The organism is Arthrobacter sp. Y-9 (genome assembly GCF_029690065.1).
Classification (GTDB): Bacteria; Actinomycetota; Actinomycetes; order Actinomycetales; family Micrococcaceae; genus Arthrobacter_E.
On record NZ_CP121463.1, the window covers coordinates 1,814,470 to 1,838,750 of the forward strand.

At 68.6% G+C, this 24,281-nt stretch carries 24 protein-coding genes and 1 tRNA gene; 9 read left to right on the top strand and 16 right to left on the bottom strand.

Annotated elements, in window-relative coordinates:
• Positions 1 to 76: 76 nt before the first annotated feature.
• The 9 genes from pafA to P9849_RS08070 form a co-directional block, all read right to left on the bottom strand.
• Complete coding sequence (pafA, locus tag P9849_RS08030; RefSeq protein ID WP_278266340.1) at positions 77 to 1,441, bottom strand: Pup--protein ligase; 1,365 nt, start codon at positions 1,439 to 1,441, stop codon at positions 77 to 79.
• 95 nt (positions 1,442 to 1,536) lie between these two features.
• Entirely contained in the window at positions 1,537 to 2,316 is a 780-nt protein-coding gene (gene prcA, locus P9849_RS08035) for a proteasome subunit alpha (RefSeq protein ID WP_278266341.1), read from the bottom strand.
• Position 2,317: 1 nt separating this feature from the next.
• Positions 2,318 to 3,127: a proteasome subunit beta gene (prcB, locus tag P9849_RS08040; protein ID WP_278266342.1), complete on the bottom strand. Its 810-nt coding sequence runs from the start codon at positions 3,125 to 3,127 to the stop codon at positions 2,318 to 2,320.
• Positions 3,128 to 3,130: 3 nt separating this feature from the next.
• Positions 3,131 to 3,334 carry a ubiquitin-like protein Pup gene (locus P9849_RS08045; protein WP_278266343.1) on the bottom strand — a complete coding sequence of 68 codons (204 nt, stop codon included), beginning with the start codon at positions 3,332 to 3,334 and terminating at the stop codon, positions 3,131 to 3,133.
• A 79-nt stretch (positions 3,335 to 3,413) separates the two neighbouring features.
• Positions 3,414 to 5,048 carry a depupylase/deamidase Dop gene (gene dop, locus P9849_RS08050; protein WP_278269137.1) on the bottom strand — a complete coding sequence of 545 codons (1,635 nt, stop codon included), beginning with the start codon at positions 5,046 to 5,048 and terminating at the stop codon, positions 3,414 to 3,416.
• A 47-nt stretch (positions 5,049 to 5,095) separates the two neighbouring features.
• Positions 5,096 to 6,838, bottom strand: a complete 1,743-nt coding sequence (arc, locus tag P9849_RS08055; RefSeq protein ID WP_347567923.1) for a proteasome ATPase — start codon at positions 6,836 to 6,838, stop codon at positions 5,096 to 5,098.
• A 131-nt stretch (positions 6,839 to 6,969) separates the two neighbouring features.
• Positions 6,970 to 8,013, bottom strand: coding sequence for a tRNA (adenine-N1)-methyltransferase (locus tag P9849_RS08060; protein ID WP_278266345.1), 1,044 nt, complete (start codon positions 8,011 to 8,013; stop codon positions 6,970 to 6,972).
• Positions 8,014 to 8,090: 77 nt separating this feature from the next.
• The gene (locus tag P9849_RS08065; RefSeq protein WP_278266346.1) at positions 8,091 to 9,230 is read right to left on the bottom strand and encodes a site-2 protease family protein; all 1,140 of its coding nucleotides are present in this window, start codon (positions 9,228 to 9,230) and stop codon (positions 8,091 to 8,093) included.
• On the bottom strand, positions 9,227 to 9,991 hold the full coding sequence (locus tag P9849_RS08070) for an HAD family phosphatase (RefSeq protein ID WP_278266347.1): 765 nt from the start codon (positions 9,989 to 9,991) through the stop codon (positions 9,227 to 9,229). Before P9849_RS08070 ends, P9849_RS08065 begins: the two co-directional genes overlap by 4 nt.
• Before the next feature lie 74 nt (positions 9,992 to 10,065).
• On the opposite strand from P9849_RS08070, the gene P9849_RS08075 reads away from it, so the two are divergent.
• Positions 10,066 to 10,977: a PAC2 family protein gene (locus tag P9849_RS08075; protein ID WP_278266348.1), complete on the top strand. Its 912-nt coding sequence runs from the start codon at positions 10,066 to 10,068 to the stop codon at positions 10,975 to 10,977.
• A 111-nt stretch (positions 10,978 to 11,088) separates the two neighbouring features.
• Here the strand turns inward: P9849_RS08075 and mshC are convergent, their stop codons facing one another.
• Positions 11,089 to 12,366, bottom strand: a complete 1,278-nt coding sequence (gene mshC / locus P9849_RS08080; RefSeq protein ID WP_278266349.1) for a cysteine--1-D-myo-inosityl 2-amino-2-deoxy-alpha-D-glucopyranoside ligase — start codon at positions 12,364 to 12,366, stop codon at positions 11,089 to 11,091.
• 17 nt (positions 12,367 to 12,383) lie between these two features.
• Positions 12,384 to 13,217, bottom strand: coding sequence for an undecaprenyl-diphosphate phosphatase (locus tag P9849_RS08085; protein WP_107002522.1), 834 nt, complete (start codon positions 13,215 to 13,217; stop codon positions 12,384 to 12,386).
• A gap of 111 nt (positions 13,218 to 13,328) precedes the next feature.
• On the opposite strand from P9849_RS08085, the gene P9849_RS08090 reads away from it, so the two are divergent.
• Positions 13,329 to 13,562 carry a DUF5703 family protein gene (locus tag P9849_RS08090; RefSeq protein WP_066212440.1) on the top strand — a complete coding sequence of 78 codons (234 nt, stop codon included), beginning with the start codon at positions 13,329 to 13,331 and terminating at the stop codon, positions 13,560 to 13,562.
• A gap of 86 nt (positions 13,563 to 13,648) precedes the next feature.
• Here the strand turns inward: P9849_RS08090 and P9849_RS08095 are convergent, their stop codons facing one another.
• Positions 13,649 to 14,983, bottom strand: coding sequence for a M20/M25/M40 family metallo-hydrolase (locus tag P9849_RS08095; RefSeq protein WP_278266350.1), 1,335 nt, complete (start codon positions 14,981 to 14,983; stop codon positions 13,649 to 13,651).
• Positions 14,984 to 15,197: 214 nt separating this feature from the next.
• Between P9849_RS08095 and P9849_RS08100 the strand changes: the two genes are divergently transcribed.
• Positions 15,198 to 15,281 (top strand) — tRNA-Leu (locus P9849_RS08100).
• 73 nt (positions 15,282 to 15,354) lie between these two features.
• Positions 15,355 to 15,855 carry a hypothetical protein gene (locus P9849_RS08105; protein ID WP_278266351.1) on the top strand — a complete coding sequence of 167 codons (501 nt, stop codon included), beginning with the start codon at positions 15,355 to 15,357 and terminating at the stop codon, positions 15,853 to 15,855.
• A gap of 13 nt (positions 15,856 to 15,868) precedes the next feature.
• Here the strand turns inward: P9849_RS08105 and P9849_RS08110 are convergent, their stop codons facing one another.
• Positions 15,869 to 17,614, bottom strand: coding sequence for a hypothetical protein (locus P9849_RS08110; protein ID WP_278266352.1), 1,746 nt, complete (start codon positions 17,612 to 17,614; stop codon positions 15,869 to 15,871).
• Positions 17,615 to 17,823: 209 nt separating this feature from the next.
• Between P9849_RS08110 and helR the strand changes: the two genes are divergently transcribed.
• The 5 genes from helR to P9849_RS08135 all read left to right on the top strand — a co-directional run bounded on the left by helR (position 17,824) and on the right by P9849_RS08135 (position 22,450).
• Complete coding sequence (gene helR / locus P9849_RS08115) at positions 17,824 to 20,055, top strand: RNA polymerase recycling motor ATPase HelR (RefSeq protein WP_278266353.1); 2,232 nt, start codon at positions 17,824 to 17,826, stop codon at positions 20,053 to 20,055.
• 145 nt (positions 20,056 to 20,200) lie between these two features.
• Complete coding sequence (locus P9849_RS08120) at positions 20,201 to 20,539, top strand: PadR family transcriptional regulator (protein ID WP_066212415.1); 339 nt, start codon at positions 20,201 to 20,203, stop codon at positions 20,537 to 20,539.
• Between the two features lie 2 nt (positions 20,540 to 20,541).
• Positions 20,542 to 20,913, top strand: a complete 372-nt coding sequence (locus P9849_RS08125) for a DUF1048 domain-containing protein (protein ID WP_278266354.1) — start codon at positions 20,542 to 20,544, stop codon at positions 20,911 to 20,913.
• Positions 20,910 to 21,686 carry an ATP-binding cassette domain-containing protein gene (locus P9849_RS08130; protein WP_278266355.1) on the top strand — a complete coding sequence of 259 codons (777 nt, stop codon included), beginning with the start codon at positions 20,910 to 20,912 and terminating at the stop codon, positions 21,684 to 21,686. The genes P9849_RS08125 and P9849_RS08130 overlap by 4 nt, the downstream gene beginning before the upstream one ends.
• Complete coding sequence (locus tag P9849_RS08135) at positions 21,683 to 22,450, top strand: ABC transporter permease (RefSeq protein WP_066212411.1); 768 nt, start codon at positions 21,683 to 21,685, stop codon at positions 22,448 to 22,450. The genes P9849_RS08130 and P9849_RS08135 overlap by 4 nt, the downstream gene beginning before the upstream one ends.
• An 81-nt stretch (positions 22,451 to 22,531) precedes the next feature.
• On the opposite strand, the gene idi is transcribed toward P9849_RS08135, so the two are convergent.
• From idi to P9849_RS08150, 3 genes are read right to left on the bottom strand one after another with little or no spacing between them, the layout of a single operon-like run.
• Positions 22,532 to 23,089 carry an isopentenyl-diphosphate Delta-isomerase gene (gene idi / locus P9849_RS08140; RefSeq protein ID WP_278266356.1) on the bottom strand — a complete coding sequence of 186 codons (558 nt, stop codon included), beginning with the start codon at positions 23,087 to 23,089 and terminating at the stop codon, positions 22,532 to 22,534.
• The gene (locus P9849_RS08145) at positions 23,086 to 23,472 is read right to left on the bottom strand and encodes a hypothetical protein (protein ID WP_278266357.1); all 387 of its coding nucleotides are present in this window, start codon (positions 23,470 to 23,472) and stop codon (positions 23,086 to 23,088) included. The genes idi and P9849_RS08145 overlap by 4 nt, the downstream gene beginning before the upstream one ends.
• 4 nt (positions 23,473 to 23,476) lie before the next feature.
• Complete coding sequence (locus tag P9849_RS08150) at positions 23,477 to 24,265, bottom strand: tryptophan-rich sensory protein (RefSeq protein WP_278266358.1); 789 nt, start codon at positions 24,263 to 24,265, stop codon at positions 23,477 to 23,479.
• Positions 24,266 to 24,281: the final 16 nt, after the last annotated feature.

The window sequence follows — 24,281 nt, forward strand, 5'->3', positions numbered from 1 at the left end:
GGGTCCGGGCCCATCCGCGGACAGGCACGCCCACCATCGTAACGGAGCAGGCTGTGAAGTCGCCCGACGCCGGGGGTCAGCCCATGCTGGCGATGAGGGCGTCCACGCGCTCGTCCTGCGCGGCGAACGGGTCCTTGCAGATCACCGTCTGGTGCGCCCGGTCGTTGAGCTTCAGATGGACCCAGTCCACCGTGTAGTCACGTCCGAGCTCCTGAGCCTTCCGGACGAACTCGCCGCGGAGGCGGGCCCGCGTGGTCTGGGGTGCCACCGTGCCGGCCTCCCGGGCCATCTCGTCCGTGACCACCCGCCGGGCCAGACCGCGCTGCTCGGTCAGATAGAACAGGCCCCGCTTCCGCGAGATGTCATGGTAGGTCAGATCGATCTGCGCCAGGCGCGGGGAGTCCAGTCCCAGCCCGTGACGCACTGCGTAACGGTCCATGATCTTCTTCTTGATCGCCCAGTCGATCTCAGTGTCGATGCCGCTGTGATCACCCGAGCGGATCGCCCGCAGCGTCCGTCCCCACAGGTCCAGGATCTGTCCCACGTGGTCGTGGTGAGCCCCTTCGCGCTCCACGAAGTCGGTGACCCACTGCAGGTACTCCTCCTGGATCTGGAGCGCGGTCAGCTGGCGGCCCGTGGCGAGCTTGACGAGCACCTGTCCGCTGAGGTCCCGGGAGATCTCCCGGATGCTCCGGATGGGGTTCTCCATGCGCATGTCACGCATCATGGCGCCTGCCTCGAGGGCCCGGAGCACCAGATCCACCGAACCGGTCTTCAGCAGCGCCGTGGTCTCGGACATGGTGGAGTCGCCCACGATCACGTGGAGCCGCCGGAAGTACTCCGCGTCCGCGTGGGGTTCGTCCCGGGTGTTGATGATCGGGCGGGACCGGGTGGTGGCCGAGGAGACGCCCTCCCAGATGTGGTCCGCCCGCTGGGAGAACGCGTACAGCGAGCCCTGGGGCGTGTTGATGATCTTCCCCGCGCCCACCAGAAGCTGGCGGGTCACCAGGAACGGGATGAGGACGTCCGCCAGGCGGTTGAACTCCCCCTTCCGCGGAATCAGGTAGTTCTCGTGGCTTCCATAGGAGTTGCCCGCCGAGTCGGTGTTGTTCTTGAACAGGAAGATCCTGCCCTCGAAACCATCCGCGGCCAGCCGCTCCTCGGCCTCGTGGCAGAGTTCTTCGAGGATGAGCTCGCCCGCCTTGTCGTGGGCGATGAGCTGCGGAAGGGAGTCGCATTCAGCGGTCGCGTACTCCGGGTGGGATCCGACGTCGAGGTAGAGCCGCGAGCCGTTGGCGAGGAACACGTTCGACGAGCGTCCCCAGCTCACGACCTTGCGGAACAGGTAGCGCGCCGCTTCCTCCGGGGCCAGGCGCCGGGTGTTGCTCCCCACGTAGGAGATGCCGAACTCCGTCTCGATGCCAAAAATCCGCCGGTCCATGCCGCCCTTTCCGTTCAGTGCGCGGCCATTCGTCCGCGCACGCACTCACTCACCTGATCGACCCGCTCCGGGCACTCCGCCGTGCCGGGCCGCGGTCACTCCTCCAGCAGGCGCTGCAGGGCATCCTGCCCCAGACGCCGGAACGCCCTACGGCGGGATCGCCAACTCCCCGGCTCGCGGTCCAGGACGGCGACCTCAAGGCCCACCGCCGCGACCGGAGCCGGAGGTTCCTGACGTTCAGGCGCACGGGCTGCGCCGCCGTCGGGCTCGCTCGCCGCTCCTCCCGCTGCCGGATCCTGCGCCGCGGAGGCCGCGGCCAGCGCCTGTGTGGCCAGCCGCAGGGCCTCGCCCAGTGACAGATCGGCACGCCAGCCGGCCCGGAGGACCTCCGTCACCCGGTCGCTGCGGCCGCCCATGGCCACGAAGCTGCGTTCGTCCGTGATGGAGCCGTCGAAGGTGAGGCGGAAGATGTGGTCCCCGGCCTGTGTCGCACCGACTTCGGCGACGGCCAGTTCCACTTCGAACGGCTTCTGTTCCGCGGTGAACACGGTCCCGAGACTCTGGGCGTAGACACTCGCCAGGCCGCGAGCGGTGACGTCACTCCGGTCATAGGAGTAGCCGCGGACATCGGCGTACCGGACGCCGGCCTGCCGCAGGCTCTCGAACTCGTTGTACTTGCCGACCGCGGCGAAGGCGATCCGGTCGTAGATCTCCCCGATCTTGTGCAGGGAGTTGGAGGTGTTCTCCGCGACCAGGGCGATCCCCGCCGCGCAGGACAGGACCACCACGGACCGTCCGCGCGCGATCCCCTTCCGGGCGAAGTCCGCCCGGTCCTTCATGATCTGTTCCGGTGAGACGTAGAACTGCTGCGACATCTCAGGCCTCCCGTCCCTCTCCCGTGCGCTCCGACAGGACCTGGGTGGCGATGCCCTTCACCACGTCATCGGGCACTCGCCGGCTTCCTTCGGCGTCGGCCACGTAGACCACGGGCCAGAGCTGACGCACCAGATCGGGGCCGCCGGTGGCCGAGTCGTCATCCGCGGCGTCGTAGAGCGCCTCGACGGCCACGCGCACGGCGTCGGCCTCCTCGAGACCCGGCCTCCAGAGCTTCTTCAGAGCGCCCCGGGCGAAGGTGGAGCCGGACCCCACGCTGTGGTGCTCGTGCTCTTCGTAGCGGCCGCCGGTGACGTCATAGGAGTAGATCCGCCCGGAGGCCATGGCGGGCTCGAATCCCGCGTAGAGCGGGACGACGGCCAGTCCCTGCTGCGCCATGCCGAGGTTGCCCCGCACCATGGCGGCGAGCCGGTTGGCACGGCCTTCCAGGCTGAGCGGGGTGCCCTCGATCTTCTCGTAGTGTTCGAGTTCCACCTGGAAGAGCTTGACGATGTCCACGGCCAGACCTGCCGTCCCCGCGATGCCGAGCAGCGAGCTCTCGTCCGCCGCGAACACCTTCTCCATGGTGCGGGAGGCGATCAGGTTGCCCATGGTCGCACGGCGGTCCCCCGCCATCAGCACGCCGCCCGCGGTCTGCAGGGCCACGATGGTGGTGGCGTGGGGCGCCTGGAGGACCGGCGCGCCCTGTGAGACCGCCGGCCCGAACGGCAGCAGCTCCGGCCTGGTGTCCGTCAGATGATCCAGGAAGGAGGCGCCGGCCTCAGCGGGCAGGCGGTCGGCGTCCCTGGACACGGCCTACTGGCCGCCCTTCTGGACGAAGCCGCGCACGAACTCCTCGGCGTTCTTCTCCAGCACGCCGTCGATCTCGTCGAGCAGGTCGTCCACGCCCTGAGTCGCCTCACTGGCCTGAGCCGCGGGAGCGGCGGGCGCCGGGGTGTCCGTCTCCTCGATCTGCTCCTCGCCGCGCGTGCTCGGGTTGATCTGTTCCTGGCCTGCCATGGTTCCTCCTCGGATTGTCCTCTACTGTCATCCTGCCACTTCAAGGGCCTGTTCGCAGCAGCTCAGCTCACGGTTGACGTCACGGTTCACGCAGGAGCGCGCGGAGGAACTCCCCGGCGTCCTGATGGTCGTCGAAGAGCGCGCCGGTGAGCTCGCGGGTGCCCCGCAGCGGTTCCCGCGTGGGGATCCTCGTGGCCCTGCTCTGACCGGGCAGGCGGAAGATCACCGAGTCCCAGCTGGCGCCCGTGACGGCCCGGGGGAAGCGGCTCAGGCACATGCCGCGGAAGAAGGCCCGGGTGTCGGCGGGTGGTGCGGTCGCCGCGGCGGCGATCTCGGCGTCGTCCACGAGTTTCGCCATGCGCCCGTGCCTCACGAGCCGGTGGTACAGGCCCTTCTCCGGTCGGATGTCCGACCACTGCAGATCGATGAGCCCCAGGCGGGCGTCGTCCCAGGCCAGTCCCCCGCGCTCCCGGTAGCCCTCGAGGAGCCGCAGCTTCGCCAGCCACTCCACCCGCTGGGCGGCGCGCTCATCGCCCTGCTCGAGCCATCCGAGGGTCTCCTCCCATGCCGTCAGGACCGCGTGGGTCTGGCCGTCGCCCTGCGTGGGATGGCCGGCACCGCTCTCCTCCGCGAACGCGCGGGCCGCTTCGTAGTAGAGCCATTGAAGCTCGACGGCGGTCATGCGCCGCCCGTCGATCAGCCGCACCTGATGCGTGAGCGTGGTGTCGTGGCTGATCTCCTGCAGCGCCGCCACGGGCTCGAACACCTGGAGCCGGGGCACGCGCCCCGCCTCGATCAGGCCCAGCACCAGCGAGGTGGTGCCGAACTTGAGGTAGTTCGCGTACTCGGAGAGGTTCGCGTCACCGATGATGACGTGCAGGCGCCGGTACTTGTCCGCCGTCGCGTGCGGCTCGTCACGGGTGTTGACGATGGGGCGCCGGATGGTGGTCTCCAGCCCGACCTCGGCCTCGAAGAAGTCCGCCCGCTGGCTGATCTGGTACCCGCTGCCGCGGCCGTCCTGTCCCATGCCGAGCCGGCCGGCGCCGCACAGCACCTGACGGCTCAGGAAGAACGGGATCAAGCCCTCAGCGATCGAGGAGAACGGCACGGCCCGTGGCATGAGGTAGTTCTCATGACTGCCGTAGGACACGGCTTTGTTGTCCGTGTTGTTCTTGTACAGATTGACGGGCCCCGAGCCGTCCTCGGCGTCGAGGGCGCGGATCGCGTCGAGCGCCACCAGATCACCGGCAGCGTCCCAGATGACGGCGTCGCGCGGGTTGGTGACCTCGGGGCTGGAGTACTCGGGATGGGCGTGGTCCACATAGAACCGTGCGCCGTTGCCCAGCACCATGTTCATGAGGGGCTGTTCGCCCGACTCGACGTCGGAGTAGTCCAGTTCGGCGCGGCCGTGCGCGAGGGCCACGGCTGTCGCGTCCAGCACGGGCGCGACGTCGGTCAGCTGGCTCGGGTGCGCGTGGGCCCGGGGCAGCGACCAGCCGCGCGCGTCGTGCAGCGGCTCTTCGTCGCTGTAGTCCCAGCCCGCCGCCGTCCGTCGGCTCCCGGCACCGGATTCACTCCCGGCCGCGCTTCCGGCCCCCGATTGGCGGGCCGAGGTGAGCCGCGCGTAGGCGTCGATCACCCGCGCCGAGAGGACCGTCGCGTTGGCGGTGGGCGCCTGCGGGGCGTGGATCCCGTACTCGGTCTCCGACCCCATCACACGGATGACTCCGCCGTCGCCGGCGCCCGGCAGTCCGGAAGCGCTCACAGATACTGTCCCGTGTTGGTGGCGGTCTCCAGACTCTTGCCGGGCTCCTGGCCGCCCTTGCCCTGGACGATCGTCCGGATGTAGGTGATCCGCTCACCCTTCTTGCCGGAGATACGGGCCCAGTCGTCCGGGTTGGTGGTGTTCGGCATGTCCTCGTGCTCACGGAACTCGTCCGTGACCGCCCGCAGAAGATGGTCGATCCTCAGACCCTTCTCGCCGCTCGTGAGGAGGTCCTTGATGGCGTACTTCTTGGCGCGGTCCACCACGTTCTGGATGACGGCGCCGGAGTTGAAGTCCTTGAAGTAGAGGATCTCGCTGTCACCGTTGGCGTAGGTGACCTCGAGGTACTCATTGGATTTGTCCGTCGAGTACATCGATTCCACCGTGCGCTGGATCATCCCGCGGACCGTGGCGGCCTGGTCGCCGCCGTGTTCCGCCACGTCCTGCGGGTGCAAGGGAAGCTCCGTGGTGATGTACTTCGCGAAGATGTCCGCGGCCGCTTCGGCGTCCGGGCGCTGGATCTTCACCTTCACGTCGAGTCGTCCCGGGCGCAGGATCGCGGGATCGATCATGTCCTCGCGGTTCGACGCGCCGATCACGATCACGTTGTCCAGCCGTTCGACGCCGTCGATCTCGCTGAGCAGCTGCGGCACGATCGTGGTCTCGACATCCGAGGAGACGCCGGTGCCGCGAGTGCGGAACAGGGAGTCCATCTCGTCGAAGAAGACCACCACCGGGCTGCCGTCGCTGGCCTTCTCCCGGGCACGGGCGAAGATCAGGCGGATGTGCCGTTCGGTCTCGCCCACGTACTTGTCCAGGAGCTCGGGTCCCTTGATGTTGAGGAAGTAGCTCTTCAGCTCGGCCGCGCCGGAGCGTTCCGCGGCCCGCGCGGCCAGGGAGTTGGCGACGGCCTTAGCGATCAGCGTCTTGCCACAGCCCGGAGGGCCGTACAGGAGGATGCCCTTCGGCGCCTTGAGGCCGTGCTCCCGGTACAGGCCGGGGTGCAGGAACGGCAGTTCGACCGCATCCCGGATCTGCTCGATCTGGGGTCCCAGACCACCGATGTCCTCGTAGCTGATGTCCGGGACGTCTTCGAGGACCAGGGTCTCGACTTCGCTGCGGTCCACCTTCTCCAGGGCGAAGCCGGTGCGGCCGTCCACGGACACGGCATCGCCCACGCGGACGCCCCGGTGGCGCAGCGGTCCGGAGAGGCGGATGACCCGCTCGTCGTCGGTGCGGCCCACCACCAGCACGCGGTCGTGGCCGATCAGTTCCTTGACCGTGACCACTTCGCCGGCCTGTTCGAAACCGAGTCCCGCGATCACCACGAGTGCCTCGTTGAGCAGCACTTCCTGGCCCACGGCGAGCTGGTGGATGTTGACGAGGGGGCTGATCCCCACCCGCATCTTCCGGCCGCCGTTGAAGACGTCCACCGACTCCTCGACGGAGGCGTTGGCGCTGGCGCCCGCCACGGGTTCCTTACGGTGATTGAGCTGGGCGACCGTGGCGAAACTGTAGGGCGGCTGGCCCTCCTGCTCGAGCGCGGCCTTGAGTCGCTGGATCTCGGTCTTGGCGGTCTCCAGCATGCCCACGAGCCGCGAGTTGTTCTGGGTGGCGGAGGCGAGCTGGCGGTCCACGCTGCGGAGCTTGTCCCGCAGCACGTTGATCTGCCGCTCGGCGATGCTCAGATGTGCCGCGTTGTTACGCGCTTCATTCCCGGCGTCACCGTTGGTGCCCAGTGTGTCCTCGCTCATGGTGGCCAGCCCTCTCGTGGAAAGTCCGTGTGCCGTCACCTTCGACACTAGCGCGTTCCGAGCGGGATCGCGGACCGGTGCCCACGATGTGACTGCCGATGGCCTCCCACCTGGGATTACTCCCCCGAGTGCGGCTCCTCGGGATCCTCCACCTGGGTGCCGGCCATGGCGTCACGGGCGGCGCGGCGGAGCTTGCGGTCCGAGTACGGACGTTCCCCGACGCTCGCCGGCGTCCAGGCGTTCATGTCCTCTTCGGTGAACTCGGTCTTGGCCCGCTTCTTCAGCGTCAGGCCGTCGACGCCGTCCGCCAGACGGCGCGTGACCAGGAGGAAACCGGTGTGCCCCACCATGCGGTGGTTGGGCCGGACGGCCAGGCCCTCGAGGTGCCAGCCACGGACCATGGATTCCCAGGCGTCAGGCTCGGTGAACCGGCCGTCGGCGCGGATGGCCTCGGCCGTGCGGGACAGCTGAGTGGCCGTGGCGACGTAGTTGATCCAGACGCCGCCCGGGGCCAGCACGGTGGCGACGGCGTCGAGGCACTCCCAGGGCGCCAGCATGTCGAGGACCACGCGGTCCACGCTGCCGGGCGCCTCGGCCTTGACGACCTCGTCCTGGAAGTCGCCGAGGCTGATCTGCCAGGCCGGGTGCGGGCCGCCGAAGATCGTCTCGACGTTGCCTCGGGCGATGTCCGCGAACTCCTCACGGCGTTCGAACGAGTGGAGGTAACCCAGGTCGCCGACGGCGCGGAGCAGGGAGATGGACAGCGCGCCGGAGCCGACTCCGGCTTCGACGACGCGCGCGCCCGGGAAGATGTCCGCCATGGTCACGATCTGACCGGCGTCCTTCGGGTAGACCACCGCCGCGCCGCGCGGCATCGAGAGGACGAAGTCGCTCAGGAGCGGACGCAGCGCCTGGTACTGCTGGCCGATGTTGTTCACGGCCACGCTGCCGTCGGGCTGGCCGATCAGGTCGTCATGATTCAGGAAGCCACGGTGGGTGTGGAACGCCCCGCCCCGTTCGAGGGTGATGGTGTTCATCCGCCCCTTCTCATCGGTGAGCTGGACCCTCTCGCCCACCCGGAACGGCCCACGGCGTCGAGCGGCGCCGACCGCCTGGCGGCCTTCCGCGGGGGTGGCCTGAGGGGTGTCCTGGTTGCTCATGGCGTGTTCCTTCTCCTGTGCGCCGCGTCGGGCACGCATGGGGGTTGGGCGAAATGTCCGGGAATCAACTCTACCCGTCAGCGGGACCCGGCTCGGCCGAGGCCCCGCGGACGTCCTGTCAGGGCCGCCACGATGGTCGACTGGCGCAGGAGCCCGGTCACTCTGCCGTGCGCGTCGACGACGGCGTATTGGTTGCCGTCCAGCGCGGAGAGGTAGTCGATGAGTTCCTTGCCTTCGGCGTGGTCCGGCACGTAGGCGCCGGCGGCGAGCGGCACGCTCACCGCGGTGACCGGCGTCGTCGGCAGGAGGTCGGCGGGCACCGCGGCGACAGCCGACGGGTCGACGATGGACTGCGGGCTGCCGTCCGGGGCGATGACGATGAACGCCGTGCCAGGCCGGGCCGCGGAGAAGAGCTGCGCCACGGACAGGTTCTCCGGGACGCCCTGCGCCGGCTCGGCCAGCTGTGCCGCGCGGATCTCCGGAAGCCGGCCGCGCATGCGGGCCACCTTGATCGCCTCGCTCGCGCCCATCCACAGGAATCCGGCCACCAGGAGGGTGATGACGGCGAACTTGAAGTCCAGGCCCTCCCCCAGCAGGTACGGACGGACGATGAAGTAGAGCACGATCAGGATGACGAGGATGCGGCCGGTCCAGCCGGCGGCGATGGTGCCCTTCTCGCGGTTCCCGGTGGCGGTCCAGACAATGGTCTCGACCAGGCGGCCGCCGTCCAGCGGCAGGCCGGGCAGGACGTTGAAGATCGCGATGACGAAGTTGGTCCACGTGAAGATCCACAGCAGGAAGTCCCCCACCCCGACCGGATGGGTGACCGCCATGGCGATCCAGCCGAGACCCGCCAGGACGAAGTTGGCCGCGGGACCGGCGAAGGCCACCAGAACGGAACGCCACGGCGTCGCCTTGAACTCCGTGAACTGCGTGTGACCGCCCCAGAGGTTGAGCACGATCTTCTCGGAACTCCAGCCGAAGATCCTGGCCGTGAGCGCATGCGCGAGTTCGTGGACCAGCACGGAGAGGAGCAGGAGCACGGCGTACGTGAAGGCCGCCAGGTACGCGCCTGCGCCCATCCCCTGCTGAGCCAGCAGAGGACCTACCGTGGCCACGGTGAACGCCGCGATGATGAACCAGGAATAGGCCAGGTAGATGGGGACTCCCCAGAGCCTGCCGAGACGCAGGCCGTCCCGGCTCGCCACAGAACTCACGCGCTGACCTTCCCGTCTTCGGGATCGAGTCCTGACGGAGTGCCGGCCCAGTGCCCGTCGAGGATGCGCTGCATCGCGGTGAAGTCCTTCTGAGCCAGGGTGTCCCAGCGGGTGAACCGGCCCGGGAACTCGGGCAGCGGCACCGTGTGCGGAATGCCGATGGTCACGGCGCCGGATGCCAGCGCCGCGCCCACACCCGGGACGGAATCCTCCAGGGCCACGAAGTTCTCCACGCGCAGCGCGGATTCGGTGGACTGCATCGTCGCCATGGCCTGGAGATAGGCCTCCGGATCGGGTTTGCCGTTCGTGACGTCATCCCCGGTGACCAGGAACTCGAAGTACTTCTGCGGCAGCTTCTCCACGACGAGACTGGCGAGGGGGCGTTCGCTCATGGTGACCAGGGCGCAGCGCACACCGTTCGCCGTCAGCGAATCCAGCATCGCCTGGGCCCCGGGCCGCCACGGGACCGCTTCCTCGATGCGTTCCATGACGCGAGTCGAGAGCGTGGAGATGATCTGCCGTTCGGGCATCCTGACGCCTGCGGCCTGCAGAATGCGGGCGCTGCGGTCCAGCGCCTGACCCACCAGCTGGATCGCCTGAGCGTGGCTCCAGGTGCCTCCGAAGCTCTCCACGAGTTCGTGTTCGGCCGCGATCCAGTACGGTTCCGTGTCCACCAGAGTCCCGTCCATGTCCCACAGAACGGCCCGCAGCGGGGCATCGGGACGGCGATCACCGGAGGACAGAGGCGCTGGAGACAACATAGGCCAAGTCTACGGGGCGGTGATGTGCGAACACGTCCCTCGAGCTGGGCCGGGTCCGTCGTAGGGTAGAGCCCATGGAGAACTTCGACGACCCCGAGGGTCTGCAGGACGAGGCGTTCCTTCCCCTGCACCAGGGTGGGAAACGCAGCACGGTTCTCATTGCGGCCTTCGAGGGGTGGAATGACGCCGGTGAAGCTGCGAGTGACACCATCAAATTCCTGAGCAAGGCGTGGCATGCCCGGAAGGTGTCCGTCCTGGAGCCCGACGACTATTACGACTTCCAGTTCACCCGGCCCACGGTGCGCACCACCGGCTCCGGGGAGCGGCGGCTCCGCTGGCCGGGCACCCGGATCCACCAGGCGAGCATCCCTGGCGTTCCGGTGGACGCCATCCTGGTGAGCGGCGTGGAGCCGTCCTATCGCTGGCGCGCGTTCACCGCGGAGATCCTGGCGCAGGCCGAGGAACTCGGCGTGGACCGTGTGGTGCTGCTGGGCGCCCTGCTGGCCGACGTCCCCCACACCCGGCCCCTGCCCGTCACCGTGACCACCGACGACCGTGCCTTGCAGGAGCGCCTGAACCTGGAACCGTCCACGTATCAGGGCCCCACGGGGATCGTAGGCGTGTTCGCCGAGGTGGCGCGCCTCGCGGGACTGCCGGCGATCTCACTCTGGGCGACCGTCCCCCACTACGTGGCGCAATCGCCCTCCCCCAAAGCCCAGCTCGCCCTGCTGCACCGCATCGAAGAGCTGCTCCAGGTCCCGCTCGATCCCGGCGATCTGGTGGAGGACGCGGAGGCGTGGGAGCGCGGCGTGGACGAGCTGTCCTCGGAGGACCCGGACATCGCCGGGTACGTCCGTCAGCTGGAGGAGGCCACCGACACGGCCGAACTGCCGGAGGCGTCCGGCGAATCGATCGCCAGGGAATTCGAACGGTATCTGCGGCGCCGGGGCAAGGGCAACGGTCATCCGCACGCCGACCCCTCCTGAGCGCGTCCGCCGGGACCGCAGAAGGACTCAACGACAGACGACGACGGCGGGTCACCCGCCGTCGTCATCCGTTTCAGGAGCGTGCGCCGCGCCTCAGCTCGGAAACCGTCCTCAGAGCTCCACGCCGAGGAGGGCGTTGACGGAGTCGGAGACCAGGCTGGCGTCCGGCGCGCTGGCGGACCCACCCTCGGCGAGAGCAGCGTCGGCCCACGCATCCAGGGCCTTCAGCGCGCCCGGCGCATCCAGATCGTCGGCGAGGCGCTCCCGCAGCACCGCCAGGAGCGGTCCGGCGGAACCCTCCGGGGCGTGGTCCAGTGCCTCACGCCAGCGGGTCACGCGACGCTCCGCCTCCTCGAGAAGCTCATCGGTCCAGAACCAGTCGGTGCGGTAGTGGTTCGCCAGAACGGCGCTGCGGATGACCGCGGGCTCCACGCCTTCCCGGCGCAGCGCCGAGACCAGGACCAGATTGCCCCGGGACTTGCTCATCTTCTCGCCGTCCAGGCCCACCATGCCCGTGTGGGCGTAGTGCTTCGCCATGGGCTCGCCCGTGAGGGAGTACCAGTGCCCGGCGCCCATCTCGTGGTGCGGGAAGATCAGGTCCGAGCCGCCGGCCTGAACCGTGAACGGCGACGGCAGGAAGCGCTGGGCGATCACGGTGCATTCGATGTGCCAGCCGGGACGCCCCCGGCCCAGCGAGCTGCCGTCCCAGCAGGGCTCACCGTCGCGGGCGACGCGCCAGAGGAGCGGGTCGAGCCGGTTGCGCTTGCCGGGGCGGTCCGGATCGCCACCACGCTCGGCGAAGAGGGGAAGCATCTCCTCCTCGCTCAGCCCGGAGACGGCGCCCAGTTCCCAGGCTTCGACGTTCTGGCCCTCGGCATCGGCCGCGGCGACGTCGTAGTACACGTCGCCGTCGGGCTCGCCGTTCGTCCCCGGCACGCGGTACGCCAGGCCCGAGGCCACGAGGCGCTCGATCTCCGGGACGATCCACGGGATCGCCTCGACGGCGCCGACGTAGTGCGCGGGCGCCACGACATTGAGCGCTTCCATGTCCTCATGGAAAAGGCTGGTCTGATCGACGGCCAGCTCACGCCAGTCCTGACCGGTCGCGGTCGCCCGCTCCAGGAGCGGGTCGTCCACGTCCGTCACGTTCTGCACGTAGTCGACCTGGCTGCCGGCGTCGCGCCAGGCGCGATTGAGCAGATCGAAGGCCAGATATGTCGCCGCGTGACCCATATGGGTCGCGTCATACGGGGTGATCCCGCAGACGTACATGGACTGTTCGGCCTGCGGCTGGATAGTGGCGAAGTCACCGCGCGAGGTGTCGTAAATCCTGAGCGGCGGCATGGTTCCGGGCAGTTCAGGGACAGGGCGCGTCTTCCACGATTTCACGCCTGTCAGCCTATCGCTCAGGCGGGGATGACCCCGAATCCGAGCAGCAGGTACAGCGCGGCGCCGAGTCCGATCCGGTACCAGACGAACGCCTGGTACCCGCGGCTGGAGATGAACTTGAGGAACCAGCCGATGATCACATAGCCGACCGCGAAGGCGATCAGGGTCGCCAGGGCGGTCTCCCCCAGCCCATAGGGACCGGCGGCCTCGGAGCCTTTGAGAACCTTGAAGAGCTGGTAGAAACCGGAGCCGAAGACGGCGGGGATCGCCAGGAGGAACGAGTACCGGGCGGCGGCCTCCCGGGTGTAGCCCATGAAGAGGCCGGCCGTGATGGTGCCGCCGGAGCGTGACACGCCCGGGATGAGGGCGAGTGCCTGAGCGAAGCCGTAGAGGATGCCGTGCTTGACGGTGAGGTCCTTGAGCTGGCGTTCCTGCTTGCCGAAGACGTCGGCCACGGCCAGGATCATGCCGAAAACGATCAGCGTGGTCGCCACGATCCACAGGGAACGGAACGTGTGCTCGATGTAGTCCTGCAGCAGGATGCCGAGCACGACGATCGGGATGCTGCCCAGGATCACGAGCCAGCCCATGCGGGCGTCCGGATCGTCGCGGGGCACGCTGCCCCGCAGCGAACCGAACCATGCCTTGACGATCCTGACGATGTCCTTCCAGAAGAACAGGAGGACGGCGGTCTCGGTGCCGAGCTGAGTGATGGCGGTGAAGGCCGCCCCGGGATCGGAGGCATTCGGCAGGAACTCCCCCAGGATGCGCAGATGAGCGCTGGATGAAATGGGGAGGAACTCGGTCAGGCCCTGTACCAGGCCGAGAAGTATGGCTTCGATCCAATTCATGTAGACGACCTTACGTCATGGCCTGTGACCAGCCCGGAAGCCCTCGCGGCACCCCCGGCGAAATGTGTCGAAGGGCAGGAAATTCCCCCGCAGGAGTGGTAGACATCTCACATGAAGGAACAGATTCTGCCGCGGTCCGTGGAACAACGTCTGTACCAGGGCCAGAATTACGAGTACATGGTCATCAGCGTCGAGCGCGACGAGTCGCTGCCCGAGGCACGACGGCGCGTGCTGGAGCACAGCGAATACGGCAAATGGGAACTTCACCGCTCAGTCCTCTACCTGGGCGGCCATCGGCGCTACTGGATGCGGCGCAAGGTCATGAACGTCGCACGCACGATCTGACCCGGCCCCACTGGTCCGAGGCTCCAGCCCGCCGCCTCGGCCCGGGTCCGTCGACGCCGTTTCGGGCGCCGACGGACCAGTTCAGGTCAGTAGTTCTGGAGCAGATCGGACAGGACGCGCGTGCCGAAGCGCAGGGAGTCCAGCGGGACCCGCTCGTCGACGCCGTGGAACATTCCGGTGAAGTCGAGCTCGTCCGGCAGCTGCAGGGGCGCGAAACCGTAGCCGGTGATGCCGAGCTGGCTCAGTGACTTGTTGTCCGTGCCGCCCGAGAGCGTGTACGGCAGCACCGTGGCCTCGGGGTCGTGGCGCTTGAGGGAATCGACCATGGCGTCCACGAGATTGCCCGCGAACGGCACCTCCAGGGACACGTCCTTGTTCACGTAGCTGAGTTCGATGCCTTCACCCGCGAGCTGGCGGATGGTCTCGAACACCTGCTCCTGCTGGCCCGGCAGCGTGCGGCAGTCCACGAGCGCCTCGGCGGTCTCCGGGATGACGTTGTGCTTGTACCCGCCGGTGAGCAGCGTCGGATTGGACGTGTTCTGCAGCGTGGCTCCCACGAAGCGCGCCACGGTGCCGAGTTCCTTGAGGATGATCTCCGGGTTGTCCGGATCGAACTCCACGCCCGTCAGCTCGGTCACGCCGTCCAGGAACTGCCGCGTGGTGGGCGTGAGCTCGATGGGCCACTCATGCTGACCGATGCGCGCGACGGCGGCCGCGAGCCGCGTCACGGCGTTGTCCGTGTTGATCTGCGAACCGTGGCCCGCACGGCCGTGTGCCACCAGGCGGAGCCAGGACAGGCCCTTCTCCGCCGTCTGCAGCAGGTAGGCCCGCTTGCCGCCGATCGTGGACGAGAAGCCGCCGACTTCTGAGATGGCCTCGGTGGCGCCGTCGAACAGTTCGGGACGCTTGTCCACGGCGTAGCGGGCACCGTAGTCCCCGCCGGCCTCCTCGTCGGCGAAGAAGGCGAACACCAGGTCTCGCTGCGGCTTGATCCCCCGTCGCGCGAAGTCGCGCAAGGTCGCGAGGATCATGGCGTCCATGTCCTTCATGTCCACGGCGCCGCGGCCCCAGATCATGCCGTCCTTGACTTCGGCGGCGAAGGGATCGACGCTCCACTGCTCCCGCAGCGCCGGCACGACGTCGAGGTGGCCATGCACCACCAGCGCACTCGCGCTGGGGTCCTGTCCCTCCATTCGGGTGACCACGCTGGCGCGTCCGGGCGCGGATTCGAAGATCTCCGGCTCCAGACCCACCTCGGCCATGAGCCCGGCCACGTACTCGGCAGCCTTGCGCTCCCCGGGACCCTGGTTGTCGCCGAAGTTGGTGGTGTCGAAGCGGATGAGTTCGCGGCAGATGTCCACCACTTCCGCTTCGGCCGGAGATGTCCCCTGGGAGGGGGTGACGGATTCCTGAGTGCTCATCGTTTCGCCTTTCCGCGCCGCTGCCGAACAGATCACTCCTCAGCCTAGTGGGGACGCTCCAGCGTGGGGCGTTCCCTCGTTCATGCCCCGAAACCTTGCGAAGCCCCAGCTCAGCCAGGATTTCGCGTTTCCGCGAAATGCGTGTAGAGTATTTCTCGTTGCCCCGGCGGCCTGAACAGCGGAAACGCGGTCCAGACAGCCGGTTCACCCAGATGCGCGGGTGGCGGAATGGCAGACGCGCTAGCTTGAGGTGCTAGTGCCCGAATAGGGCGTGGGGGTTCAAGTCCCCCTCCGCGCACAGAACGAAGGCTCCCGGTCTCAGACCGGGGGCCTTCCGTGTTTATCCGGGTGTCCCCTGCCAGAATGACTTCATGACGCCACGGCTCTTCGACCTCCGGTCCACCTGGCATCTGCCCGCCCCGGTCGAGAAAGTGTGGGGTGTCCTGACCTCCCTGGATCTCCGGCCGGGCGAACCGGTGTGGTGGCCCGGCTGCACCGTGGCCGCTCCCCTCACGGTCGACCCGTCCTCAGCAGATCCGGACGGACAGGAGCTGACCGAGGTCACGGCACACCTGCGCTTCCGGACGGCGCTCGGGTACTCGCTCACGGTGAGCATCCATCCCACCGTCGCCACCCCACCGTGGAAACTCGAATTCGAAGCGCAGGGCGACCTCGACGGTGAAGGCGCCATCATCCTCACACCGGGCAGCCGTGGGAACATGACCAGGATGGACATCCGCTGGACGGTGCGTCCCACGGTGCGATGGATGAATCTCCTGGTCCCCGTGGCCGCCCCCGTCTTCGTGGCCGCGCACGCGCACACCATGCGGAAGGGCGAGCGGGGTCTCGCAGCAGCTCTCACTTCAGGCTGAACGGGAGGGGTCGTCACACCCTCGCCGCGAGACCGCCGATGCCGGTCCTCAGGAACGCGAAGGGGTACAGCAGCACCGGCACCGCCAGGAGGACGTCTCCGCCCGAGAGGTCACCCCCGAGCAGGAGCCACGGGAGGACGAAGGTGATCACCAGGGCACAGGCGAGATAGAGCCACAGCTGCCACCACGGGTTCGGGGGCAGCCTCTTGTCCGGATCACTCGAACGGGTCCTCGACTTCTTACGGCGACGTTCGAGCAGTCCGTGGAGGCCGTTCCAGACCATGCCGTTCAGCACCCAGATCTGCAGCGCCGTGAGGACGAGCGCGGAGACCCCGAGGATCCACCCATCGGCAGGGTCCGACCAGCGGTAAGGGTCCCCCAGGCACAGCCAGGAGAGCCAGGACCCCGGGTCCACGCCGCAGCGGGCGACCCCGCGCACCACGTTCAGAGAGGCCAGCCAGGTCATCACCTCGGGCGCGGTGAGCACCGCGGCCACGAGCGCCGCCAGCCGGGTCACGCCGAGAGACTTGACCATCACGCGGTGCGGCCGGAGGCGGGTGTCTCCGGGCACCCCGGTGAAGAGCAACGGCTCCTGCTCCCCCGCCGTCGTCGGCCACGCGGGTTCGTGGCGCGGGGTGGCCAGGATGAGCCGGGCCAGGGGGTCGATGACCTCGATCCGGTTCCGGGAGTAGACCACGTGGTCATACACGAGGGCCGAACGGTTGTAGACCGGGTGCTCCTCCGGGCCGGGGCCACCGGTGCCCGGCCCGTGCCGGTCAAAGATCTTGCGGAAGATGGCGGCGCGACCGTCCGCGGCACGGGAGATGGGACCGGCCGGGACGAAATCGAACTTGCCCCACACATTGATCCACCGCGGGCGGTGCGGCACGTCGAGCCAGTCCTGGACCGGATCGCTCCCGTCGGTGCCGCCCCACTCCGCGTATCCCAGTAGGTCGATCCCGCTGCCGACGCTCACGAAATGGGTGGCGCGCACGGGATCCTCGGTCCGCTGGAACAGCACCTGTCCCACGATCGCGGCGCCCTGGCTGTGCGCCACCACCGTGACGGGGACCCCGGCGTCGCCGTTCCAGCGCGCCAGCGTCTCCCGGATCCGCTGGCGCATGGCGGCGGCCTGCATCTGCTTGCGTTTCCAGACCTGCGGGTCGCCCAGGAAGTCGGCGAACAGTGCGAGCAGTCGGCTGACGAACTGGCCCACGGCCGGGATCTTCGCCATGACCATGAGGACCAGTCCGAGCGCGAGGATTCCGAGGATGAGAGCCGCCCCGAGCACCGCCACCACACTGATGAAGGGGATCAGCAGCGCCCAGTTGAGCAGGCGGGCCGGCAGGATGCGTTCGTGCGACGCCGGACGGAAGGTCCACCACAGCAGTCGGAGGCACCGGGTGAACACCGTCCAGGCCTGGCTCACGGCCCACCAGAAGGTGGCGCCGACGGTCGCCGGTTCGAAGTCCTTCGCCCAGGAGGCCTCGGTCATCAACACGTCGAGGTACACGGGACCGCCCGACGGCGAGCATCCAGTGAGCACTTTCACCCGGGCCTGCGGGGCGTCGCCCACGGCCGTCGCCTCGGTGATGATCAGCGGTGGGTGGTCGCCGGCGTCGTCGCATTCGAGGGCCTCATCATGGAGGCTGAGCATGAGCGGCTGCGCCCACTCCTGAAGAGTCCCGCCCTTGAGCGCGCGACCCATGCCGTGAACGAACAGCACCACGTGATCCGGCGGGCCTTCTTCAGGCGGCACGCCGGCTTGATGCCCGGGTGGGATGCAGCGGCCCTTCCGACGACTCCACATGCCTCATCTTCCGTCCGCCCGGCGGAGAAGAAAAGGGTGATGACGACGTGCGGAGACACCGTGCAGTGACAACCGGACGACACACAGCAAAGGAAGGGAACACCCTTCCTCACTTTCAATCTATAGCGCACCGGGGGGCTTGCGGCAAGGCCCCCCGGATGCTGCACAGTAAGGGGTCCACCGACACGATCCGAGGAGAAGCCATCGTGGCCGCCATCACCCCGTCCAGCGTCTTCCAGCTCCCCGAACGCCTCGCCGCCAAGGCCGACCCGGCCCTGATCGCGGACGACGAACGGCATTTCGCCGCCATCGCCGACAACCTCGACCGCACCCGCTCCGACCTCTCAGAGCGGCTGGACGCCGCACGCCGCGCCCCCGGCCGGTCCGGTCAGCAGGCCGTGGACCGCGACGCCGAGATCCGGCGCCTCACCGGTCGGCTGCGCGCGCTGGAGAGATACGGGCTCGACCTGTGTCTGGGGCGATTCGTGCCCGCCGACGGCTCGGCGCCGGTCTACATCGGCCGACTGGGCCTGACGGATGCCGACGGCGAGCGCCTCCTGGTCGACTGGCGCGCACCCGCGGCCGAGCCGTTCTCCGGCGCGACCCACGCACACCCGCAAGGGGTGGGAAGTCGGCGTCGCTACCGCTGGAGCGGCGGCCATATCGTCGACTACTGGGATGAGGCCTTCTCCCCCGGCGGAGTGGAGGGTGCGGCATCGCTCGGCGATCTGTCCGCCTTCATCGCGAGCCTGGGCCACAGCCGCACGCCGCGCATGCGGGATGTCCTGGGCACCATCCAGGCCGATCAGGACGCGATCATCCGTGCGTCGTCGCAGGGCGCTCTCGTGGTCGACGGCGGCCCGGGCACCGGGAAGACGGTCGTGGCCCTGCACCGTGCGGCGTATCTCCTGTACGCGGATCCACGGTTGAGCCGCGGCCGGGGCGGCGTGCTGCTGGTGGGTCCGCATCGGCATTACCTGTCCTACGTGGCGGATGTGCTGCCCGGCCTGGGCGAAGAGGGCGTGCAGGCCTGCACCATCCGCGATCTGGTGCCGGAGGGGGCCGCAGCCCGCGCCGAACGCGATCCGAAGGTCGCCCGCCTCAAGTCGTCCGCGGAGATGGTGCGAGCCATCGAGAAGGCGGTCCGGTTCTATGAGGAGCCGCCCACGGAGGGGCTGCTCGTGGAAACTCCGTACCAGGATGTGTGGGTGAGTCCCGATGCCTGGGCCGAGGCCTTCGCCGCCCCGGCGCCCGGCACGCCCCACAATGAGGCGCGTGCGGAGGTCTGGGACGAACTGCTCACGCTTCTGGTGGCCACGACCGACGACGGCGAGGCCCCCGACGGTGCTCTCCGCTCGGCACTCGCCCGCAACGGGGAGCTCGCGGCCGTGTTCAACCGCGCGTGGCCGTTGCTCGAGCACACGGTGGTGGTGGGCGATCTGTGGCGGGTGCCGGCCTTTCTGTCCCTCTGCGCGCCGTGGCTCACCCCCGAGGAGGTCCGTGTTCTGCAGCGGGAGGAACCCCGGGCCTGGACCCTGGAGGACCTGCCCCTCCTGGACGCGGCCCGGCTCCGTCTCGGCGACCCCGAAGAAGCCCGGCGTGTTCGCCGCCGGCGGGCGGAGCAGGCCTCGGAGCGTGACGTGATGAACCGGGTGGTGGAGGATCTGATCGCCGCGGACGACTCCGAGATGCTGGTGATGTCGATGCTGAAGGGCGAGGACCTGCAGGAGGGCCTGGGCGATGAAGGGCTCGTGGGCGCGCCGTCTCCCGATCTGCTCGCCGGCCCGTTCGGGCATGTGATCGTGGATGAGGCCCAGGAACTCAGTGACGCCGAGTGGCAGATGCTTCTGGCGCGGTGTCCGTCCGGGAGCCTGACGATCGTTGGAGACCGCGCGCAGGCCCGCCAGGGATTCCCGGAAAGCTGGGCCGAACGGCTCGAACGGGTCGGCGTTCCCGGGGCCCGCGTGAGCGCGCTCAGCATCAACTACCGCACCCCCGAGGAAGTCATGGCCGAGGCCGCGCCCGCGATCCGTTCCGCACTGCCGGACGCGAACGTCCCGACGTCGGTCCGGAGCAGCGGTGTTCCGGTCCGGCGCGGTGCGGTCGCCGAACTGGACACGATGCTCAGCACCTGGCTGGCGGAGAACACCGAGGGGATCGCCTGCGTGATCCGCGCCGTCCCGGAGGACGAGGCTGAGCACCGGCAGGCGGAGGACCCGGCGGATGATCCCCGGGTGACGTTCCTGACGGCCGAAGAGGCCAAGGGCCTCGAGTTCGACCTGGTGGTGCTCGTGGACCCGGCGGGCTTCGGGGCGGGCATCGAGGTCGCCGTGGACCGCTACGTGGCCATGACCAGGGCGACCCGGGAGCTGGTGATCCTCGAAGGCTGAGGCGCCCGCCCGGGCGTTCCAGCACTGCCCTGAACCGCCGTCGAGATTCTTTCCGAAATCTCGCTATTCAGTCTTGCTAAGTACCAGTAGTCAGTGATACTTTCTAGTGGTACCAAGTATTACCGAGTAGTGAAAGGAGGAACCGATGGGCAAGCAGATGACCGAGATGCTCAAAGGCACCTTGGAGGGCATCGTCCTCGCCCTCCTGGCCGAGCAGCCGGCTTATGGATATGAGATCACCGCGCGCCTGCGGGACCGGGGCTTCGCCGACATCGCGGAGGGCACCATCTACGCCCTCCTGGTGCGGCTCGAGCAGAAGAAGCTCGTGGACGTCCAGAAGGTGCCGAGTGAGAAGGGACCGCCCCGCAAGGTGTTCACCCTCAACGCGCAGGGAGCCCAGGAGCTCGACGAGTTCTGGAAGACCTGGACGTTCCTCGCACAGCACATCGAACAGCTGAACAAGACCGGAAACAAGGAGAACTGATCATGGCCGCGAAGTGGATCGAAGCGCTCACCGGATCGCTCGAACAGAAGAAGCAGTACCGCCAGGCGAAGGCCCGGCTCGACGCCCTCCCCTCCCCATACCGTGAGGTGGCCAACGCCCAGCACCGCTACTCGATGTACTACGGCGGGATCACCGACGGCGACACCCTCGTCCAGATGTTCCTGGACCTGGCCGACCTCTGGGAGCGTGCGGCGCTGGACGGCACCCCCATCATCGCCATCGTCGGCGAGGACCCCGTGGAATTCGCCGAGAACTACGCCCAGTCCTACGGTGGCGCCCAGTGGATCGACAAGGAGCGCGCCCGCCTCATCAAGGCGGTCGATGACGCGAAGACGCAGGAGGACAGGCCATGAGCGCGCCGGCCATCTCCGTCCGTGGCATCGAGAAGTCCTACAAGGACCTCCCGGTCCTCCGCGGCGTCGATTTCGAGGTCGAAAGAGGCGGGATCTTCGCCCTCCTCGGCTCGAACGGCGCCGGGAAGACCACCATGGTGCGGATCCTCTCAACCCTCCTTCGGGCCGACGCCGGCACCGCCACGGTGCTGGGCCACGACGTCGCGCGTGAAGGCCTGAGCGTCCGCGAAGTCATCAGCCTCACCGGACAGTTCGCGGCCGTGGACGAGATCCTCACCGGCCGGGAGAACCTGGTGCTCGTCGCGAAACTCCGACACGTCCCCGATCCCGGCGGCGTCGCCGACGAACTCCTGGCGGCCTTCCGTCTCACGGAGGCCGGCGGCCGGAAGGCCGGCAGCTATTCCGGAGGGATGCGGCGCCGTCTCGACATCGCGATGAGCCTGGTGGGGCACCCCGAGGTGATCTATCTGGACGAGCCGACCACCGGACTCGACCCCGAAGCCCGCCTCGAAGTCTGGGAGGTCGTCAAGGGTCTCGCCGCCGGCGGCACCACGGTCCTGCTGACCACGCAGTACCTCGACGAGGCGGAGCATCTGGCCGACCGCATCGCCATTCTGCACGAAGGCCGGATCATCGCCAACGGCACCCTGGCGGAGCTCAAACAGCTCCTTCCGGCGGCCACGGTGGAGTATGTCGAGAAGCAGCCGACGCTCGAGGAGATCTTCCTCCAGCTCATCGGTCCACGTCAGACCCAGAAGGAGGACGCGTCATGAGCACCCATGCGCTCGCGGACACCGCAACACTCACCGGCCGCTCCCTGCGGCACATCTTCCGCAGCGCGGACACCATCATCACCACGGCGGTCACCCCGATCGCCCTGATGCTGCTCTTCGTCTACGTGTTCGGAGGAGCGCTCCGACAGAGCACCGGGACCGAGAACTACGTCAACTACCTGCTGCCGGGCATCCTGCTCATCGCCATCGCCTCCGGCATCGCGTACACGGCGTTCCGGCTGTTCACCGATCTGCAGAGCGGGATCTTCGAGCGCTTCCACTCCATGCCGATCGCCCGGTCCAGCGTGCTCTGGGCTCACGTGCTGACCTCGATGGTGGCCAACGGGATCACGTTGGTGATCATCTTCGGCGTCGGGTTCCTCATGGGCTTTCGCACCGGAGCGAGCGTGCTCGCCTGGCTCGGCGTCATCGGGATCCTGCTGCTCTTCACCCTGGCGCTCACCTGGCTCGCCATCATCGCAGGCCTGAGTGCCAAGACCACCGACGGCGCGAGCGCCTTCTCCTATCCGCTCATCTTCCTGCCGTTCATCAGCTCGGCCTTCGTGCCGACGGCCACCATGCCCGGTCCGGTGCGGTGGTTCGCCGAGAACCAGCCCGTGACTTCGATCGTGAACACGATCCAGGCGCTGTTCGCCGGACAACCGGTGGGAAGCGACATCTGGGTCGCGCTGGCCTGGTGCGTCGGAATCCTCGTGGTCGCCTACGTGCTGGCGATCGCGGCCTACCGGAAGAAGATCAGTTGAGCACAGCGAGCGAAACGGAACGCTCCGCCCGGGTTCTTGCCCGGACGGGGCGTTTCGCCGCGCTCGCGGGCGGTCCGGCGGCTACTGGTCGTGCGAGGTCACCCAAAGCTCACGGCCCAGCGCCGCGTGCTGGAGCACGAGCCAGGGACTGAAAACGAAGGGCGTCGCGGTGATCGCCTGGTCCACGCGGTCAGGAGACGCCCAGGCCCACGAATCGACCTCCTCTGGAGACGGTTCCGGGTCACGGTCGATCCTGGCGACGAACACCGGACAGATCTCGTGCTCCACCACGCCGCTGGAGTCCACGGCCCGGTACCGGAAATCGGGCAGCACGCTGCGCACCTCGGTGATCTCCAGCCCGAGTTCCTCCCGCGCGCGACGCCGGACGGCCTCTTCCAGCGGCTCCCCCGGCGCCGGATGGCCACAGAAGGAATTGGTCCAGACTCCCGGCCATGCCGCCTTGGAGAGGCTCCGCCTCGTCAGCAGCACCCTCCCCTGCCCGTCCACGAGGTGACAGGAGAAGGCGAGGTGGAGCGGCGTCGTCGTGGTGTGCACGGTCGCCTTGGGCGCCGTGCCGAGCAGCTCCCCATGCTCGGAGACCAGCTGGACGAGTGAGGTGTCGTACGCCGAGTAGTTCATGAAGGCCTTTCCGCAAGGGGGTCGTGGGCGAGGTGACGGTTCAGGCGCTCGCCGATGCCGCGCAGCACTCTCCGCCGGAACGGCAGGAGCCTGGCCCAGTGGAGCCGCGCCGACCGGTCGTGATGCGGCAGGAAGATCACCCGCTGCCGGCAGACGCACTCGTTCCCCAGGTCGGCCAGGGAGAGCTCCAGCCAGAGGCGGCCCTGGCGCAGGCGCCCGGCGCGCAGCAGGACCGACCGGCCCGGCTCCACGGACTCGATGCACCAATAGCTTTTGCCCCGGCCCGCCGGCGTCGCGATGCCGGACGAGCCGTACGCGTCGATCACGCGCCACACGTCCTGAGCGCTGGACGAACAGCGCCACTCCCTGGTCTCGGTCAGCATCGGGCTAGGCCCTGACCGTCCGGCGCCGTACCAGGAGCAGCGCCGCTCCCAGCACCACAGCGATGGCGGCGAGGAGCGCCACGAGCGCGACGTCGCCGGAGTAGCGAGGACCCTGCCAGCGCGCGACGGCGATCCAGGCGACTCCCCAGACCATGGACACCAGCGGAGCCCAGGCCCCGCGGCGCGCGAGCGCCCATCCGATCAGGACGACGACGGCGAGCACCGCCACCGACGCCGGCACCTCGGGCCAGGCGACGCCGGCCCACGTGAGCACCGCCGCCACATTCGCCACGGTGGCGACGCAGATCCAGCCGAGATAGAGGCCGAAGACGGCGACGCTCAGCACCCACTCCGCGCCTGCCCGGGGCGTGACGCCCTCGGTCAGCACGAGAATCCGGCACAGGACCGCGAGCAGCAGGATCATGACCACCAGGGTGGCCGGGAGACTGCCGAGCTGGGCGGCCCAGAGCCACGCGGCATTGAGCAACATGGACGCGGCGGCCCACGGCCTGAGCCGCTGCTGCAGCGCGTCCCTCCGAGCCCGGCGACCGAGCTGCCACACCGCATAGGCCAGGAGCCCCAGGTAGATCACACTCCAGATGCCGAAGGCGGCGTTGGCCGGAGCCAGCGGAGTGGCGGTGCTGGAGAGGTAGCCTCCCGCCGCGGAGGCTACCGGAGTCAGACCGAACGCCCCGGACCCTCCGGCCGCCAGGACCAGCGCCAGAAGAGCGGCCGCAAGCGTCGCCACGGCCGGGACGAGGTGCGACTTCGGGGACTGCAGTGCCATCGACATGGTGTCCTCCTCTGGA

Coding starts and splice junctions, on each gene's coding strand:
- P9849_RS08085 (WP_107002522.1), bottom strand. CDS start 13,217: ATGAATTGGATCGAAGCCATACTTCTCGGCCTGGTACAGGGCCTGACC.
- P9849_RS08045 (WP_278266343.1), bottom strand. CDS start 3,334: ATGGCAGGCCAGGAACAGATCAACCCGAGCACGCGCGGCGAGGAGCAG.
- idi (WP_278266356.1), bottom strand. CDS start 23,089: ATGAACTACTCGGCGTACGACACCTCACTCGTCCAGCTGGTCTCCGAG.
- P9849_RS08125 (WP_278266354.1), top strand. CDS start 20,542: ATGGCCGCGAAGTGGATCGAAGCGCTCACCGGATCGCTCGAACAGAAG.
- P9849_RS08070 (WP_278266347.1), bottom strand. CDS start 9,991: ATGTTGTCTCCAGCGCCTCTGTCCTCCGGTGATCGCCGTCCCGATGCC.
- P9849_RS08105 (WP_278266351.1), top strand. CDS start 15,355: ATGACGCCACGGCTCTTCGACCTCCGGTCCACCTGGCATCTGCCCGCC.
- P9849_RS08150 (WP_278266358.1), bottom strand. CDS start 24,265: ATGTCGATGGCACTGCAGTCCCCGAAGTCGCACCTCGTCCCGGCCGTG.
- P9849_RS08120 (WP_066212415.1), top strand. CDS start 20,201: ATGGGCAAGCAGATGACCGAGATGCTCAAAGGCACCTTGGAGGGCATC.
- P9849_RS08130 (WP_278266355.1), top strand. CDS start 20,910: ATGAGCGCGCCGGCCATCTCCGTCCGTGGCATCGAGAAGTCCTACAAG.
- helR (WP_278266353.1), top strand. CDS start 17,824: ATGCTGCACAGTAAGGGGTCCACCGACACGATCCGAGGAGAAGCCATC.
- P9849_RS08145 (WP_278266357.1), bottom strand. CDS start 23,472: ATGCTGACCGAGACCAGGGAGTGGCGCTGTTCGTCCAGCGCTCAGGAC.
- P9849_RS08075 (WP_278266348.1), top strand. CDS start 10,066: ATGGAGAACTTCGACGACCCCGAGGGTCTGCAGGACGAGGCGTTCCTT.
- pafA (WP_278266340.1), bottom strand. CDS start 1,441: ATGGACCGGCGGATTTTTGGCATCGAGACGGAGTTCGGCATCTCCTAC.
- prcA (WP_278266341.1), bottom strand. CDS start 2,316: ATGTCGCAGCAGTTCTACGTCTCACCGGAACAGATCATGAAGGACCGG.
- P9849_RS08060 (WP_278266345.1), bottom strand. CDS start 8,013: ATGAGCAACCAGGACACCCCTCAGGCCACCCCCGCGGAAGGCCGCCAG.
- dop (WP_278269137.1), bottom strand. CDS start 5,048: ATGGGGTCGGAGACCGAGTACGGGATCCACGCCCCGCAGGCGCCCACC.
- P9849_RS08135 (WP_066212411.1), top strand. CDS start 21,683: ATGAGCACCCATGCGCTCGCGGACACCGCAACACTCACCGGCCGCTCC.
- P9849_RS08095 (WP_278266350.1), bottom strand. CDS start 14,983: ATGAGCACTCAGGAATCCGTCACCCCCTCCCAGGGGACATCTCCGGCC.
- P9849_RS08090 (WP_066212440.1), top strand. CDS start 13,329: ATGAAGGAACAGATTCTGCCGCGGTCCGTGGAACAACGTCTGTACCAG.